Here is a 14,813-nt window from a genome sequence, read left to right as displayed (position 1 = left end):
GAGACTGGGACCCCATCCACCCCGACCCTACGCAGGAGCACCATGGATCCCGACCGCGTCCTGGAGGGACTGGACCCGGAGCAGACCCAGGCCGCACGCGCGCTGCGCGGCCCCGTGTGCATCCTGGCCGGTGCCGGGACGGGCAAGACCCGGGCCATCACCCACCGCATCGCGTACGCGGTCTCCAGCGGTGTGGTCGCCGAGCAGCAGGTCCTCGCGGTCACCTTCACCGCGCGCGCCGCAGGGGAGATGCGCGGCCGGCTGCGCGCCCTGGGCGCCCCCCGCGTGCAGGCCCGCACCTTCCACGCCGCCGCCCTGCGCCAGCTCTCCTTCTTCTGGCCCCAGGTCGTGGGCGGCGAGAAGCCCACCCTCATCGAGAGCAAGATCCCGGTGGTCTCCCGCGCCGCCCACTCGGTGGGCCTCCAGCCCGACCGCAACGGCCTGCGCGACCTGGCCGGCGAGATCGAGTGGTCCAAGGTCACCCAGGTGCGCCCCACCGACTACGACAAGGCCGTGGTCAAGGCGGGCCGCCAGCCCCCGCTGCCCGCGGGCGAGGTGGCCCGGGTCTTCGAGGCCTACGAGGACCTGCGCCGCGAGCACAACCTCCTCGACTTCGAGTCCATGCTCGAACTCACCGCCGGCATGATCACCGAGTACCCGGCCATCGCCCAGCGCGTGCGCGAGCAGTACCGGTACTTCGTCGTCGACGAGTTCCAGGACGTCAACCCGCTCCAGCGCCTGCTCCTGGACGCCTGGCTGGGAGACCGCGACGACCTGTGCGTGGTCGGCGACCCCAGCCAGACCATCTACTCCTTCGCCGGGGCCACCCCCGGCTACCTGACCGGGTTCGGTGCCCGCTACCCCCACGCCACCGTGGTCCAGCTGGTCCGCGACTACCGCTCCACCCCCCAGGTCGTGCGGGTGGCCAACCACGTCATCGCCCAGGCGCGCGGCACGACCTCCGCCCAGCACCTGACCCTCCAGGCCCAGCGCCCCGACGGCCCCGACCCCATGTACCAGGAGTACGACGACGAGCCCGCCGAGGCCACCGGGGTCGCCCGCAAGATCAGCGTCCTGCTGGAGGGCGGCACCCCGGCCAGCGAGATCGCGGTGCTGGTGCGCACCAACGGCCAGTCGGCCTCCTACGAGCAGGCGCTGACCGACGAGGGCGTGCCGTTCACGATGCGCGGGACCACCCGGTTCTTCGAGCGCCCCGAGATCAAGCAGGCCGTGCACACCCTGCGCGGCGCCCGGCACGGGGCGGCGGGGGAGGAGGCCGAGCCCCTGGTGCGCACCGTCCGCCAGCTGCTCGGACAACTCGGCCTGACCGAGAGCGCGCCCGAGGGGCGCCAGGCCCGCGAACGCTGGGAGTCGCTGACCGCGCTGGCCCAGCTGGCCGAGGACATGGCCGCCGCGCCGAGGCCCGACGGCACTCCGGTGACCATGGCCGACCTCGTGGACGAGCTCGACGTGCGCATGGCCACCGAGCACGCGCCCGGCTTCGAGGGCGTCACCATCGCCTCCCTGCACGCGGCCAAGGGCCTGGAGTGGGACGCCGTCTTCCTGGTCGGCCTCACCGAGGGCATGATGCCGATCATCTACGCCGAGACCGACGAGCAGGTGGAGGAGGAGCGCCGCCTGTTCTACGTGGGCGTCACGCGGGCCCGCGAGCACCTGGCGATGTCGTGGTCCCTGGCCCGCTCGCCCGGCGGCAGGAAGACCCGCAAGCCCTCCCGCTTCCTCGACGGCCTGCGCCCCGCCTCCCCGTCCACCGCCTCCCGTCGCGCCGAGCGCCGCAAGGGCGGCGTGACCCGCTGCCGGGTGTGCTCGGCCACCCTCACCGACGCGGCCGAGCGCAAGCTGGGCCGCTGCCTGGACTGCCCCTCCAGCTACGACGAGGCCCTGCTGGAGCGGCTGCGCGACTGGCGCCGCGCGTGCGCGCAGGAGCAGAAGGTGCCCGCCTACGTGATCTTCACCGACGCCACCCTCCAGGCCGTCGCCGAGCAGGAGCCCGGCAGCCTCACCCAGCTGGCGGCGGTGTCCGGTGTCGGCGCGGTCAAGCTCGATCGCTACGGTGAGGCGGTACTGGCGCTGGTGGCGGGCGCGGACCCGGCGGACGTCATGGACCGCCGGACCGAGGACGACGGGGAGGAAGCGGCGGATGAGTGAGAGCGCCGACGCGCAGGCGCGGGGCCAGTCCCTCGCCGACCTGCTGACCGTGCTGGACCTGGAGCGGATCGAGGACGACATCTTCCGGGGCAGCAGCCCCGAGGAGGGCCCCCAACGGGTCTTCGGCGGCCAGGTCGCGGGCCAGGCGCTGGTCGCGGCGGGGCGCACCGTCCCCACCGAACGCTACGTGCACTCCCTGCACGCGTACTTCATACGCCCCGGCGACCCCTCGGTGCCCATCGTCTACGAGGTGGACCGCGTCCGGGACGGCCGCTCCTTCACCACCCGGCGGGTGGTGGCCATCCAGCACGGCAAGCCGATCTTCACCCTGTCGGCCTCCTTCCACAAGGAGGAGCCGGGCCTGGACCACCGGATCCCGATGCCCGACGTCCCGCCGCCGGAGGAGCTGCCGAGCGCGCGCGAGCGCCTGCAGGAGGCCTTCGGCCGCGTGCCCGGGTTCGTGCGCTGGCACCCCATCGAGCTGCGCCCGGTGGGGCCGCTGTCCTACGAGGCCGAGCGCGACCCGCGGCTGCGCACCGCCAACAACCCGGTGTGGCTCAAGGTGGACGGCGAGCTGCCCGACGACCGCCTCACCCACGTGTGCCTGATGACCTACGCCTCGGACATGACCCTGCTGGACACCGTGCTGCTGCGCCACGGCCGCTCCTTCGCGGGGATCTCCATGGCCAGCCTGGACCACGCGATGTGGTTCCACCGGCCGTTCCGCGCCGACGAGTGGCTGCTGTACGCGCAGGAGGCGCCGACCGCCCAGGGCGCCCGCGGTCTGGCGCGCGGGCTGGTCTACACCCGCGAAGGCGAACTCGTGTGCTCGGTGGTGCAGGAGGGACTGATCCGGGTGGTGGACGCCGAGGGCTGGTCCGACACCCTTCCGGAACCGCTCTAGCGGACCGGCCGGAACCGTCGCCGGTGTGAAGCGGGGGTTCTGACCTGCGGTGATCCCGTACTTGTGGCGAGGTCGGAGCATCCGGCCCCGCCGTGCGTACGAGATCACGGTGGACGAGGCGGGCCCGGGCACCGCGGCGGGTGCCGCCGTGCCGCCCCCGGGCTTCGGGACGGAGGAGGCTCGGGCCGCTCGCCGTGACCGGGGCCTTCCCCGCGTCGCGGGCGGGGCGTCGCCAGGGCGCCCGGGGGATGCCCAAAGGCAACGCTTCCGGGCGTCGCGGCATTCCCGCCAACCCCTGACCGGATGCGGACGTTTACGCAGGTCAAAAATGGGTTGCCCTCTTTCCGCGCCAGCCCATAGTGTGTACCCCGTCGCAATGACCGCTCCCGGCGCGGGTGCAAGATCCCGCCGCCCGAAAGTGAAGGAGGTGCCCGATCCAATGACCAGCATCACGGAGACCACAGGCTTCGTCGCCGGCTTCGCCATGCCGTCGCATCAGCTGTCCCCGACCGCTGTTCAGGGCAACCTCCTGCGCGGTCACACGGACGTCTTCGCCCTCTTCGGCGAGGCCACCATCGGCAACGGCGGCACCGGGGTCCCCGGATCCCGCTCCCCGTTGACGGTGTCCCAGGTCGAGTGGACCGTCCTCGGCGACGGCAGTGGTGTGTCCGTCGAGTCCGGGCTCGCCCTTGATCGCGGCAAGCGCCAGACGAAGCACGCAGCAGAAGCTACCCAGCGCCCGTATGGCGCATCGGGGGAGTGTCCACGGAGGATTCCGGCCTAGAGCAGGACAGGCCGAGAGTTTCGACCGTGGCCGCGGACCCCGACAGGGGCCGCGGCTTTCTTTGTATCTTCGCCAGCTCCCCGTCCCCCAGGGACGAGGGAGAGGGCGGCGGCATCGCAAGTCCAGGTCCCCCACCGGACCGGTTCCGGTGACCAGTCACCGACCGCGTTGTACGAAACGATCAAAGATCTTGGAGGGCACCGATGCTTGCGTCGGTCCTGGAAACGCCCTGGCTGGGCGACACCGAAGTTCCCTGCCGCCTGGAGCCCGACCTGTTCTTCGCCGAGGCGCCCGCCGACGTCGAGGCGGCCAAGGCCGTCTGCGGCGCGTGCCCGGTGCGGGAGCAGTGCCTGGCCGACGCCCTGGAGCGCGGTGAGCCCTGGGGCGTCTGGGGCGGGCAGCTGCTCGTCTCCGGACAGGTCGTGGCGCGCAAGCGCCCCAGGGGCCGCCCCCGGAAGAACCCCGCCCCGGTCGCGGCCTGACCGTTCCAGCCACAGCCTCACCCAACCCCCACAAGACCCGAAGGACGAAGACGGATGATGATGATGGAACTCATGCGCGTGGTCGAGCGGACCGACGTCGAAACGCGTGAACAGCAGGGCAGAAGGCTCACCGCCCGCCAGCTGCGCGCCCGCCAGCGCGAGGAGCGCCGCGCCGAACAGGCGCTCATGGAAATCGCGTGGTCACGTCTGTGTTGACGTGACGGGACGCACGGCGCCCTGAGCTGATCACGGGACCGGGCGGGGCTCCTCCGGGAGTCACCGTCCGGTCTCTTTTGTGTATCCGAAAGGGCAACGGAACTTCCCGGCGGGCCCCTCCGTGGCCCGTCCCACAGCCGAAAAAGGACCCTGGTCAGGGCGGAATGTGCTACAGGGACGTGTTTTTCGGTTACGTTCCGGGATCCGGAGAAGACGCAAGATCGGCGACATAACAGGACAGGACACACCTGTGCTGGAGCGCCTCGCTCGGCTACCGTAAACTTCGTGCCCTCGAACACCAAAATCGAGGTACGACGCAGTCCTCGTCGCCGACGCACGGTGTCGGCCTACAGGGACGGGGACACCACGGTCGTCCTCGTGCCCGCGACGTTCTCCCGCGCAGAGGAAAAGCGCTGGGTGGGCCGCATGCTGCAACGACTCGAGGCCCGCGAGGGGCGCCGCAACCCCGGCGACGCCGAACTCCACGAGCGCGCGCTCGAACTGGCCCGCCGCTATCTGGACGGCACCGAACTCCCCGAGAGCGTGCGCTGGGTGGACAACCAGAACTCGCGCTGGGGGTCGTGCACCCCCGAGACCCGCACGATCCGCATCTCCCGCCGCGTCGCCGGAATGCCCTCCTGGGTCGTGGACTACGTGCTCATCCACGAACTCGCGCACCTGTTCATCCCGCACCACGGCCGGGAGTTCTGGGACCTGGTGCGCCGCTACCCCAAGGCCGAGCGGGCCCGCGGCTACCTGGAGGGCTTCAGCGCCGCCTCCCGCGCCGAGTCCGACGACCCCTTCGGAGTCGGGGACGACGAGGAGGAGCTCGACGCCGCCGAGGTCGCCTTCGACGAGTGAGCCCGGCCACGCACCGGCGGGGCGGGTGCTGCGGTGCCCGGGCCGCCGAGGGCCGCGCCGCCGACCCGACGCGAACGGCCCCGCCCGGACACCGTCGTCTTCCCGGTCCAGCGCCTCGGAGAACCCCGCCTTCGGCCCCGAACCCGCGATCCCCGCGGCACCCCGGAACCCGGGGCGCCGCGGGGATCGCTGGAACCCGTGACCGGAGCGGGGCCGTCGTGTGCCGTGGAACCGCTGGCACGGGGCCGGCGCCCGCTCCGGCGCGCCGCCGCGTTTCAGGTCAGCGCGTGCCCGGGTCCGTGCCCAGGGGACGGTCGGACGCCCGCAGGCGGCGCCCCACCGCCTCGGCGGCGGCGCGCACCAGCGAACGGCACACCTCGTCGGAGGGCTCGGGCAGGTCGTCCACCGGGAACCAGCCCAGGTCGGCCGACTCGTCGGGGTCGCGCACCAGCACCGCGTCCTCGGGGGCGACCGCCGCGTACTGCACGTCCAAGTGGAAGCTGCCGCCCCCGCAGGGCACCGCGTGGCGGTCCAGCCCGACGGGCTCGGGCAGCAGGGTGAGCCCCCTGATGCCCGACTCCTCGGTGGCCTCGCGCAGCGCCGCCGCGCCCAGGGTGGCGTCCTCCGGCTCGCAGTGCCCGCCGGTCTGCAACCAGATCCGGTGGATCCGGTGCAGGGTGAGCACCGCACGCGAGCCGTCGGCGGAGATGATCGCCGTGCTGGCCGTCACGTGACCGGGCAGGCAGGAGCGCCACATCCCGTCCCCGTGCGCCTCCAGGTGGTCGAGGTAGGAGCGGCGCAGCTCCTCCTGCCGGGCGTCGGGCGCGGTCCACGCGCCCAGCACCGCCCGGGCGTCCGCGTGCAGCGACACCTACGCGCCCTCTCGCCGGTCGTCGTCCCCGTCGCCGTCCCGGTCACCGCCGGGGGCGCCCTCGTCGGAAGGACCCTCCCCGGACGCGTCCCCGTCGGTCCCCGCCTTCTCCCGGCCGGGAGCGTCCCCGGTCAGCGAGGAGATGTCGAAGTCGGCGTCGCCGAACCCGTCACCGCCCCCGCGCACGAAGGCCTCGGGATCGTCCAGGTCGTCGCCGGTGGGCATCAGGTCCGGGTGCTCCCAGACCGCGTCCCGGCCCTCCACACCGCGCGCCTCCTCCAGGGCGGACCACAGCGCGGACGCCTCGCGCAGGCGGCGCGGGCGCAGTTCCAGGCCGACCAGGGCGGCGAACGTGTGCTCGGCGGGCCCGCCGGTCGCCCGGCGGCGCCGGGTCGCCTCGGCCAGGGCGTCCGCCTGCGGCAGACGGCCCGACACCGCGGACGAGACCACGGTGGCCACCCAGCCCTCGATCAGCGCCAGGGTGGTCTCCAGCCGGGCCAGCGCCGCCTTCTGCTGCGGGGTGTCCTCGGGCTGGAACAGTCCCTCGCCCCCGACACCGCCCAGGGCCTCCTGGAGCGCCTCGGGGTTGGTGAGGTCGATCTCGCCGAGCCGGTCCTCCAGGCCGCTGATGTCGAAGGACATCCCGTCCGCGTACTCGTTGACCAGCCGGGACACGTGCGAGCGCAGCCACGGCACGTGCGAGTACAGCCGGTGCACGGCCGCCTCGCGGGCGGCCAGGTACAGGCGGACCTCGTCCTCGGGGACCTCCAGGCCCTCGCTGAAGCGCGCCACGCCGGAGGGCAGCAGCGCCGCACGGCCCTCACCGGCCAGGGGCAGTCCGATGTCGGCGGTGCCGACCACCTCGCGGGACAGCTCGCCCACGGCCTGGCCCGCCTGGCGGCCGACCATCATGCTGCCCATCTGCTGGATCATGCCCAGCAGCGGACCGGCCACGGACCGCATCTCCTCGGGCAGGTTCTGCCCCATCGACCGGACGGTCTTGCTGGTCAGCGGGTCGCACAGCTGCGCCCACGAGTCCATCGTCCGCTCGATCCACTCCGACCGGCTCCAGGCCTGGGCGGTGTGGACGCCCGACGGCAGGTCGGTAGCCTGGTCGAGCCACAGGTCGGCCAGGCGCAGGGCCTCCTCGACCTTGGCGTAGTCGGACGCCGGAACGCTCGGGTCGCCCTCCTGGGCGACCGTCTGGCGCGCGACGTCCTTGGCCATGTCCCAGTTCACACCGGAGGACGACCTCTGGTCGCCGCCGGAACCGGGAGCGGGGCCGGGTTGGGCCGACATCATGTCGGCGAACTGACGCAGCATGTTGGCCATCTGCTGCGGGTCGCCGAACGGGAAGCCGTCCGGCGTTCCGGATCCTCCTCCGCCCGGGCCGCCGCTGCCGGCACCCGAGCCGGAGTCGCCAGAACGGCGTCCGGACTCGTCATCGGGATCGTTCGGCATGCTGAAACCGAATGGCAGGTCGCTCACAATCAGACCTCAGGCAGGATTAGGTTTGGTCTCCACTGTCACGTTAGCTGGGAGTCGCCCGGAGTGAATACCGAAAGCAGCCAGGTTCGCCCAGAGCACAGCCCCTCCGAGGGAGCGGGCACGGTGGTCGCTGTCACCGGTGCCGCCTCCGGGGTGGGCCGGCTCCTCGTGCAACGCCTGGCCGCGCCGGAGAGTTCCGCGCGCCTGCGTGAGGTCGTCGCCATCGACGCCGAGCTCGCCGACCTGCGCGGCGTCACCTGGCGCATCGCCGACGTGTGCGACCCCGGGCTGGTCTCCCGGCTCGGCGGGGTGGACGTGCTCGTGCACACCGCCGACGACCGCTCCCTGGAGACCCGGCCCGCGCGGCGCCGCGCGCACAACATCCGCGCGGCCCAGACGGTCCTGACCGCCGCCGCGGCCTCGGGAGTCCCCCGAGTCATCCTGGTCACCAGCACCATGGTCTACGGGGCCGCCCCCGACAGCCCCGTGCCCCTGGCGGAGAACGCGCCGCGCGTGTCCGACAACAGCGAGGGGCTCATGGGCGACTTCGCCGAGATCGAGGCCCTCGCCGAGCGCGCCCGCCGGGCCCACCCCAGCCTCACCGTCACCGTCGTGCGCCCCGCCCCGCTCGTGGGGCCCGGGCTCGACACCCTCCTCAGCCGCCACTTCTCCGCCCCGCGCCTGCTGACCGTCAAGGGGCACGAACAGCACTGGCAGTTCTGCCACGAGGACGACCTGGTCAGCGCCCTGGCCTTCTGCGCCCTGCACGGGGTGGACGGGCCCGAGGGCGTGGTCGCCGTGGCCAGCGAGGGCTCCCTCACACAGGACGAGGTGGAGGCCGTCGCCGGGATGAAGCACTTCGAGGTGCCCGCCAACCTGGCCTTCGGCGCCGTCCGCCGCCTCCACCAGGCCCGGATCACCCCGGCGGCCGAGGGCGAGCTGAAGTTCCTCGTCTACCCGTGCGTGGTGGACTGCGCGGTGCTGCGCGAGGCCGGGTGGAAGCCCGCCCACGACAACGAGTCCGCCCTGGCCGCCCTGCTGGAGTCCCGCAGCGGCAGGCCCGCGCTGGTCGGCCGCAGCCTGGGCCGCAAGGAGGTCACCATCACCGCCGCGGGCGCCGCCGGAGCCGCCGCGGCGGCCATCGGCACCGCCGCAGCCATCCGCCACCTGCGCAAACGCAAGGGGGCGTGAGGCCCGGGGGCCGCGCGGCACGCGTATCGACGGCGCGCCGACGAACCCCGACCACCTGACCCGCGAAGCCCGTGCGCGCGGCACGCGCCGGGGACGCGGCCGACGTCGGCTCCCAGCCCGACCCGGGACCGCGGGAGTGCGGCGCGCTTCCTGTACCGGGTCCGCGAACACCCGGCCGGGGGCCGTGCGCGTGCGGCGCGCTTCCTGTGCCGGTGCCCGTGCGCGTGCGGCGGAACGCGCACCCGTGTCCCCACATGGGGGAACAACCGGTTGATACGGTCATGTCGTGGAAGAGATCACTCTCGCGTCAGTACGCGACACCCCCCTGTCGGTGGACGAGGTCCTCGCCGCGGTCTCCGACCCGCGCGCGGGCGGCACCGCGGTCTTCGTCGGCACCGTCCGCGACCACGACCACGGCCGTGACGTCGCACGCCTGGCCTACTCCGCCCACCCGACGGTGGAGGCCCAGCTGCGCGTCGTCATGGAGAAGGTCCTCAGCGACACCTCCGTCCCGGGCCGCCCCGTGGTGCGGATGGCCGCGACGCACCGGGTCGGCCAACTGGAGATCGGCGACATCGCGGTGGTCGTGGCCGCCGCCGCCGCGCACCGGCAGGAGGCCTTCGAGGCCTGCCGCCGCCTCATCGACGACCTCAAGGCCCAGGTGCCCATCTGGAAGCAGCAGGACTTCGAGGACGGCCGCAGCGAGTGGGTGGGCGCCCCCTGACCGCCCACGGCGGCCGGGTGAGCCGGAGGGAGGGCGGACCCTCGCCGGTCCGGACGCGGCAATAGGCTGGGGAGCATGCTTCGTCGTGCCATGACCCTCGTTGTCGCGCTCGTCCTCCTCGTCGGGCTCGGGATCGGCAGCCTCCACCTGCCCGTGCCCTACCTGGTCGCCGCGCCGGGCCTGACCGTCAACACGGTCGGGGAGACCGACCGCGGGCAGGTCATCGAGATCGAGGGCGCCGAGAGCTACGAGCACGACGGCACCCTGTCCATGGTGACCGTGCAGTACGCGGGCGGGCCCGGGCACCGGCTCGACTTCCTCACCGTCGTCACCGCCTGGCTCTCGTCCACCCAGGCGGTCCTGCCCGAGGAGCTGCTCTTCCCAGCCGGGCGCACGCCCGAGGAGGTCACCGAGCGCCAGACGGTGCAGATGAACGACTCGCAGACCGACGCCACCGCCGCCGCGCTCACCCAGCTCGGCATGGAGTACGAGGCGGTCCCCGTGGTCAGCGGCACCCTGGAGGGCATGCCCGCGCACGGCGTGGTGGAGGCGGGCGACACGGTCGTGGCCGTGGACGGCGAGCCGGTACCCACCCAGGGCGGCGACCCCGACGTCCCCGCCGGCAGCGCCGCGGTCGTGGAGATGGTCGGCGACCGCGAGCCCGGCGACCCGGTCGGACTCACCCTGGAGCGCGACGGCGAGACCGTCGAGGTGGAGGTCGCCAGCGAGGAGGGCGACTCCGGCGGCGCCGCGATCGGCGTGCTCATCGCCGACGAGACCGACTTCCCCGTGGACGTGGAGATCACGATCGGCGACATCGGCGGGCCCAGCGCGGGCATGATGTTCGCGCTCGGGATCATGGACCGGCTCAGCGAGGAGGGCCTCACCGGCGGCGCGGCCGTCGCCGGGTCGGGCACCATCACCGCCGACGGCCGGGTGGGCGGGATCAGCGGCATCCCGCAGAAGATGGTCAGCGCCCAGCGCGACGGCGCCGAGTACTTCCTCGTGGCCGCCGACAGCTGCTCCCAGGTCGCCCAGTCGGCCGCCTACGGCGAACTGGAGGTGGTCCGTGTGGAGACCCTCGACGACGCGGTCGCGGCCCTGGAGACCATCCGCACCGGCGAGGGCGAGCTGCCGCGCTGCGAGTAGGGGGCGCGGCGCCCGTCCCGGGCTCGGGTCCGTGCCCGGGCGCCCTGGACAGGGGACTCCCCGGGCGCGCACCCGCGTTCCACGGGTGCGCGCCCGGGCCCCGCGCAACCACGCGGGCGCCCCCACCGGCCCGGATCAGTCCTGTCCGGACTCCTCGTCCAGGTCCAGGGTCAGCGCCAGCGCGGAGGTCAGCGCCGGGATGAGGTCCGCCCCGTTGAGCACCTCCGACTCGCTGTCGTGGCTGCGCATGCGCATCGCGCAGTGCCGCGAGCCGTCGCGCAGCACACCGGCGACCATGCGGATCTCCTCGGTCTCGCGGCCGGAGGAGCCCGGCTGCTCGTCCGGGGCCAGGGTCTCGTCCGTGCCCTTGACCACCAGGCGCTCCATCACCAGCGCGCACCCGGCCACGCCCTCCGGCCACAGGATGCGGCCCAGCGCCTCCTCCAGCGGGACGTCGGCGGGCAGCTGCTCCTGCTCGACGGGGGTCAACTCGTCGGGGTCGGCGGGGGAGTCGATGCCCAGCAGACCGGCCAGCGCGGGCTCCGCCCGCAGCAGCTCCGCGGTCGGCACCAGGGCGTACAGGCCCAGCGGCCGGTCCCAGCCCTGCTCGGCGGCGTGGCGTTCGAGGTCCATGACGGCTTCGCGAATGTTCGACACGTTTCCATAGTGACCGATGCGGGAAGCGCGACGCCCCTGTTTTCGGACAGTAGGGTCGCCACGTGGCCTTCCGGATGCGACTCCGATACAGCAACGATGCAGCCTTGTCACCCGGACGAGGGCCGTTTCGGGAACCCGGAGACCACCGATTAAGTTTTCAGTAACAGAGCGCCACACGCGCACCCATACGCACCTACCAAGCCAGAACGAGGGGGAGGCGTGAGCTTCCGATCGCCCGGCGCACCACCTGCGCGTATGCCTCGCCGATCAAGGTTGCTCGCGCCAGTCGCGGCGACCGTGGTCGTCATCATCGCGGGGCTGATGCTCGCCGCGAACTTCTGGACCGACTTCAAGTGGTTCGAATCCGTCGGCTACACCTCGGTCTTCCTGACCGAACTGTGGACCCGCGTGCTGCTGTTCGCCGTCGCCGGACTGGTGATGGCCGTCATCGTCGGCGCCAGCATCTTCTTCGCCTACCGCTCCCGGCCCGGCATCCGACCGATGAGCCTGGAGCAGCAGGGCCTGGACCGCTACCGGCAGTCCATCGACCCGCACCGCAAGCTGTTCTTCTGGATCGCCGTGGGCGCCCTCGCGCTGCTGGCCGGAGCCGCGGCCAGCGGTGACTGGCGGTCCTACCTCCAGTTCGTGAACAGCACCGACTTCGGGGTGAACGACCCCGAGTTCGGCATGGACGTGGCCTTCTTCGCGTTCACCTACCCGTTCCTGCGCATCCTGCTCGGCTACCTGTACGCGGCGGTCATCCTGGCGTTCATCGCCGCGGTGATCGTGCACTACCTGTACGGCGGGGTCCGCCTCCAGAACGACTCCGGCCAGCGCGCCACCCCCTCGGCCCGCGTGCACCTGTCGGTGCTGCTGGGCCTGTTCGTGCTGCTGCGCGGCGGTTCCTACTGGCTGGACCGCTACGGCCTGGTCTTCTCCGAGCGCGGCTACACCTTCGGCGCCTCGTACACCGACGTGAACGCCGTCAAGACCGCGCTGCTCATCCTCACGGTCATCTCGGTCATCTGCGCCGTGCTGTTCTTCGCCAACATCTACTTCAAGAACATCATGGTGCCCATGGCCAGCCTCGGACTGCTGGTGCTGTCCGCGGTGCTGGTCGGCGTGGCCTACCCCGAGATCGTCCAGCGCTTCCAGGTCGCGCCCAACGAGCAGCGCCTGGAGAGCCCCTACATCGAGCGCAACATCGAGTACACGCGCCAGGCCTACGGCATCGACGACGCCGAGGTGCAGGCCTACGACGCCACCACCGAGCTCAGCGCCCAGGACCTGGTGGAGGAGTCCCAGGACACCACCGTGCGCCTGGTCGACCCCTCCGTCGTCTCGCAGACCTTCCAGCAGATGCAGCAGGTCCGCGGCTTCTACCAGTTCCCCGAGGTGCTGGAGGTCGACCGCTACCCGGACTCCGAGGGCAACCTGATCGACACGATCGTGGCCGTCCGCGAGCTGGACGGGCCGCCCGCCGACCAGGACAACTGGCTCAACCGGCACCTGATCTACACCCACGGCTACGGCATGGTCGCCGCCGCGGGCACCCAGATCGACGCCGAGGGACGCCCGGTCTTCACCGAGTACAACATCCCTCCGCGCGGTGAGCTCAGCGACGTCGTCGGCGAGTACGAGCCGCGCATCTACTACGGCCGTGAGGGCGCCGAGTACGCGATCGTGCAGGCCGAGGAGGAGTACGACTACCCCCTCGACGCCGAGGAGGAGACCGGCGACGTCCCGACCCCGGAGGACGCGGTCGAGCCGGAGGTCTCCCCGAGCCCGGACGAGGCCCGCGCCCCGGCCGACGCGGACCAGGAGGCCGCGGAGCAGACCGCCGAGGAGGCGCCCGCCGAGGGCGGCGAGGGCGGCGAAGGCGCCGGAGGTGGAGGCGGTGAGGAGGGCAGCGACTCGCAGGCCTACAACCGCTACGACGGTGACGGCGGCGTCCAGCTGGCCAGCTTCTTCGACCGGATCCTGTACGCGATCAAGTACCAGGAACCCAACATCCTGCTCAACAGCGCCATCACCAACGACTCGCGCATCATCTACGAGCGCGACCCGGTGGAGCGCGTGGAGAAGGTGGCCCCGTACCTGACCACGGACAGCCGCCCCTACCCGGCGGTCGTCGACGGCCGGGTCGTGTGGATCGTGGACGCCTACACCACGTCCGACGGTTACCCGTACGCCAACCGGATCGACTTCACCCAGGCGGTGACCGACACCTTCACCGACGGCTCGGCCCAGCAGGTGGGCGCGCTGCCGGGCAACGAGGTCAACTACATCCGCAACTCGGTGAAGGCCACCGTCGACGCCTACGACGGCACCGTCACCCTGTACGCGTGGGACGAGGCGGACCCGGTCCTCCAGACCTGGATGGACGCCTTCCCCGGGACCGTCGTCAGCAGGGACCAGATGAGCGAGGAGCTCGTCGACCACCTGCGCTACCCGGACGACCTGTTCAAGGTGCAGCGCCAGATCATGCGCGAGTACCACGTGACGGACGCCGCCGCCTACTACGGCGGTCAGGACTTCTGGTCGGTCCCCAGCGACCCGACCAGCGAGACCGAGGTCCCCGAGCCGCCCTACCGGCAGACCATCCAGTACCCGGGTGAGGAGTCCACCTTCTCGCTGACCAGCACGTTCGTGCCGCGCGGCCGTGAGAACCTGGCGGCCTTCATGGCGGTGGACAGCGATCCGCGCTCCGAGGAGTACGGTCAGCTCAAGCTGCTGGAACTGCCGCGGAGCACGGTGATCCTCGGCCCGGGGCAGGTGCAGAACGCCTTCGACGCCGACGCCGACGTCCGCGAGGTGCTGCTGCCGCTGGAGCAGTCCAACGCGGAGGTGACGCGGGGCAACCTGCTCACGCTGCCCTTCGCCGGGGGCCTGCTCTACGTCGAGCCGCTGTACGTGCAGGCGGGCGGCGGCGGAGCCGCCTCCTTCCCGCTGCTCCAGCAGGTCATGGTCGGCTTCGGTGACGAGGTGGCCATCGGCAACAGCCTGCCGGACGCGCTCAGCAACCTCTTCGACGGAGAGGGCGCGGCCCCCGAGGAGGGCGCCGAGCAGACTCCCGAGGAGGAGTCCGAGGCCGGTGGCGGCGGCGGAGGCGGCGGTGGGGGCAACGAGGACCTCACCCAGTCCCTCAACGAGGCCGTCGAGGCCTGGGAAGAGGCCCAGCAGTCCAACGAGGAGGCCAACGACCGCCTGCGTGAGGCGCTGGAGGACATCCAGCAGCAGCTGGACGAGAACTGAGCCCCGCCTCGCGGCGGTGACCGTTCCGTGAGGGGGCGGGGGTCCTCGGACCCCCGCCCCCT

Annotated in this window: 13 protein-coding genes; 10 read left to right on the top strand and 3 right to left on the bottom strand. The window is 72.3% G+C overall.

Going from position 1 to position 14,813, the window contains the following annotated elements; translation table 11 throughout:
- Positions 1-42 precede the first annotated feature (42 nt).
- The 6 genes from G011_RS0108835 to G011_RS0108810 all read left to right on the top strand — a co-directional run bounded on the left by G011_RS0108835 (position 43) and on the right by G011_RS0108810 (position 5,416).
- Positions 43-2,169, top strand: a complete 2,127-nt coding sequence (locus G011_RS0108835) for an ATP-dependent DNA helicase UvrD2 (protein WP_019608148.1) — start codon at positions 43-45, stop codon at positions 2,167-2,169.
- On the top strand, positions 2,162-3,073 hold the full coding sequence (gene tesB / locus G011_RS0108830) for an acyl-CoA thioesterase II (protein WP_019608147.1): 912 nt from the start codon (positions 2,162-2,164) through the stop codon (positions 3,071-3,073). Before G011_RS0108835 ends, tesB begins: the two co-directional genes overlap by 8 nt.
- Before the next feature lie 439 nt (positions 3,074-3,512).
- Positions 3,513-3,857, top strand: coding sequence for a hypothetical protein (locus G011_RS0108825; RefSeq protein WP_013154810.1), 345 nt, complete (start codon positions 3,513-3,515; stop codon positions 3,855-3,857).
- 203 nt (positions 3,858-4,060) lie between these two features.
- Entirely contained in the window at positions 4,061-4,339 is a 279-nt protein-coding gene (locus G011_RS0108820) for a WhiB family transcriptional regulator (RefSeq protein WP_013154809.1), read from the top strand.
- A 54-nt stretch (positions 4,340-4,393) separates the two neighbouring features.
- On the top strand, positions 4,394-4,555 hold the full coding sequence (locus G011_RS32050; protein WP_013154808.1) for a hypothetical protein: 162 nt from the start codon (positions 4,394-4,396) through the stop codon (positions 4,553-4,555).
- A 285-nt stretch (positions 4,556-4,840) separates the two neighbouring features.
- Positions 4,841-5,416 (top strand): M48 family metallopeptidase, encoded by a 576-nt coding sequence (locus G011_RS0108810; RefSeq protein ID WP_026338149.1) that lies wholly within the window; start codon positions 4,841-4,843, stop codon positions 5,414-5,416.
- Between the two features lie 280 nt (positions 5,417-5,696).
- Here G011_RS0108810 and G011_RS0108805 read toward each other — a convergent pair whose 3' ends face one another.
- Together G011_RS0108805 and G011_RS0108800 are read right to left on the bottom strand one after the other, a co-directional pair.
- Positions 5,697-6,287, bottom strand: coding sequence for an NUDIX hydrolase (locus G011_RS0108805; protein ID WP_019608145.1), 591 nt, complete (start codon positions 6,285-6,287; stop codon positions 5,697-5,699).
- On the bottom strand, positions 6,288-7,775 hold the full coding sequence (locus G011_RS0108800) for a zinc-dependent metalloprotease (RefSeq protein WP_019608144.1): 1,488 nt from the start codon (positions 7,773-7,775) through the stop codon (positions 6,288-6,290).
- A 123-nt stretch (positions 7,776-7,898) separates the two neighbouring features.
- Here G011_RS0108800 and G011_RS0108795 point away from each other — a divergent pair, with 123 nt between their 5' ends.
- From G011_RS0108795 to G011_RS0108785, 3 genes are all read left to right on the top strand, one after another.
- The gene (locus G011_RS0108795) at positions 7,899-8,966 is read left to right on the top strand and encodes an NAD-dependent epimerase/dehydratase family protein (protein ID WP_019608143.1); all 1,068 of its coding nucleotides are present in this window, start codon (positions 7,899-7,901) and stop codon (positions 8,964-8,966) included.
- A gap of 286 nt (positions 8,967-9,252) precedes the next feature.
- Entirely contained in the window at positions 9,253-9,690 is a 438-nt protein-coding gene (locus G011_RS0108790; protein ID WP_013154803.1) for a molybdenum cofactor biosynthesis protein MoaE, read from the top strand.
- 90 nt (positions 9,691-9,780) lie between these two features.
- The gene (locus G011_RS0108785) at positions 9,781-10,839 is read left to right on the top strand and encodes a S16 family serine protease (protein WP_019608142.1); all 1,059 of its coding nucleotides are present in this window, start codon (positions 9,781-9,783) and stop codon (positions 10,837-10,839) included.
- A 135-nt stretch (positions 10,840-10,974) separates the two neighbouring features.
- Here G011_RS0108785 and G011_RS0108780 read toward each other — a convergent pair whose 3' ends face one another.
- Positions 10,975-11,496 (bottom strand): PPA1309 family protein, encoded by a 522-nt coding sequence (locus G011_RS0108780; protein ID WP_013154801.1) that lies wholly within the window; start codon positions 11,494-11,496, stop codon positions 10,975-10,977.
- Positions 11,497-11,793: 297 nt separating this feature from the next.
- Here G011_RS0108780 and G011_RS0108775 point away from each other — a divergent pair, with 297 nt between their 5' ends.
- Positions 11,794-14,751 (top strand): UPF0182 family protein, encoded by a 2,958-nt coding sequence (locus G011_RS0108775; RefSeq protein ID WP_019608140.1) that lies wholly within the window; start codon positions 11,794-11,796, stop codon positions 14,749-14,751.
- Positions 14,752-14,813 lie beyond the last annotated feature (62 nt).

Source organism: Nocardiopsis sp. CNS-639, from assembly GCF_000381685.1.
GTDB lineage: Bacteria > Actinomycetota > Actinomycetes > Streptosporangiales > Streptosporangiaceae > Nocardiopsis > Nocardiopsis dassonvillei.
The sequence above is the reverse complement of the archived record's forward strand: the minus strand, read 5'-3'. Positions and strand labels throughout refer to the sequence as shown.

What these genes read in the sequence shown, in the direction of transcription:
- G011_RS32050 (WP_013154808.1), top strand. Translation starts at nt 4,394, where the DNA reads ATGATGATGATGGAACTCATGCGCGTGGTCGAGCGGACCGACGTCGAA.
- G011_RS0108835 (WP_019608148.1), top strand. Translation starts at nt 43, where the DNA reads ATGGATCCCGACCGCGTCCTGGAGGGACTGGACCCGGAGCAGACCCAG.
- G011_RS0108820 (WP_013154809.1), top strand. Translation starts at nt 4,061, where the DNA reads ATGCTTGCGTCGGTCCTGGAAACGCCCTGGCTGGGCGACACCGAAGTT.
- G011_RS0108825 (WP_013154810.1), top strand. Translation starts at nt 3,513, where the DNA reads ATGACCAGCATCACGGAGACCACAGGCTTCGTCGCCGGCTTCGCCATG.
- tesB (WP_019608147.1), top strand. Translation starts at nt 2,162, where the DNA reads ATGAGTGAGAGCGCCGACGCGCAGGCGCGGGGCCAGTCCCTCGCCGAC.
- G011_RS0108785 (WP_019608142.1), top strand. Translation starts at nt 9,781, where the DNA reads ATGACCCTCGTTGTCGCGCTCGTCCTCCTCGTCGGGCTCGGGATCGGC.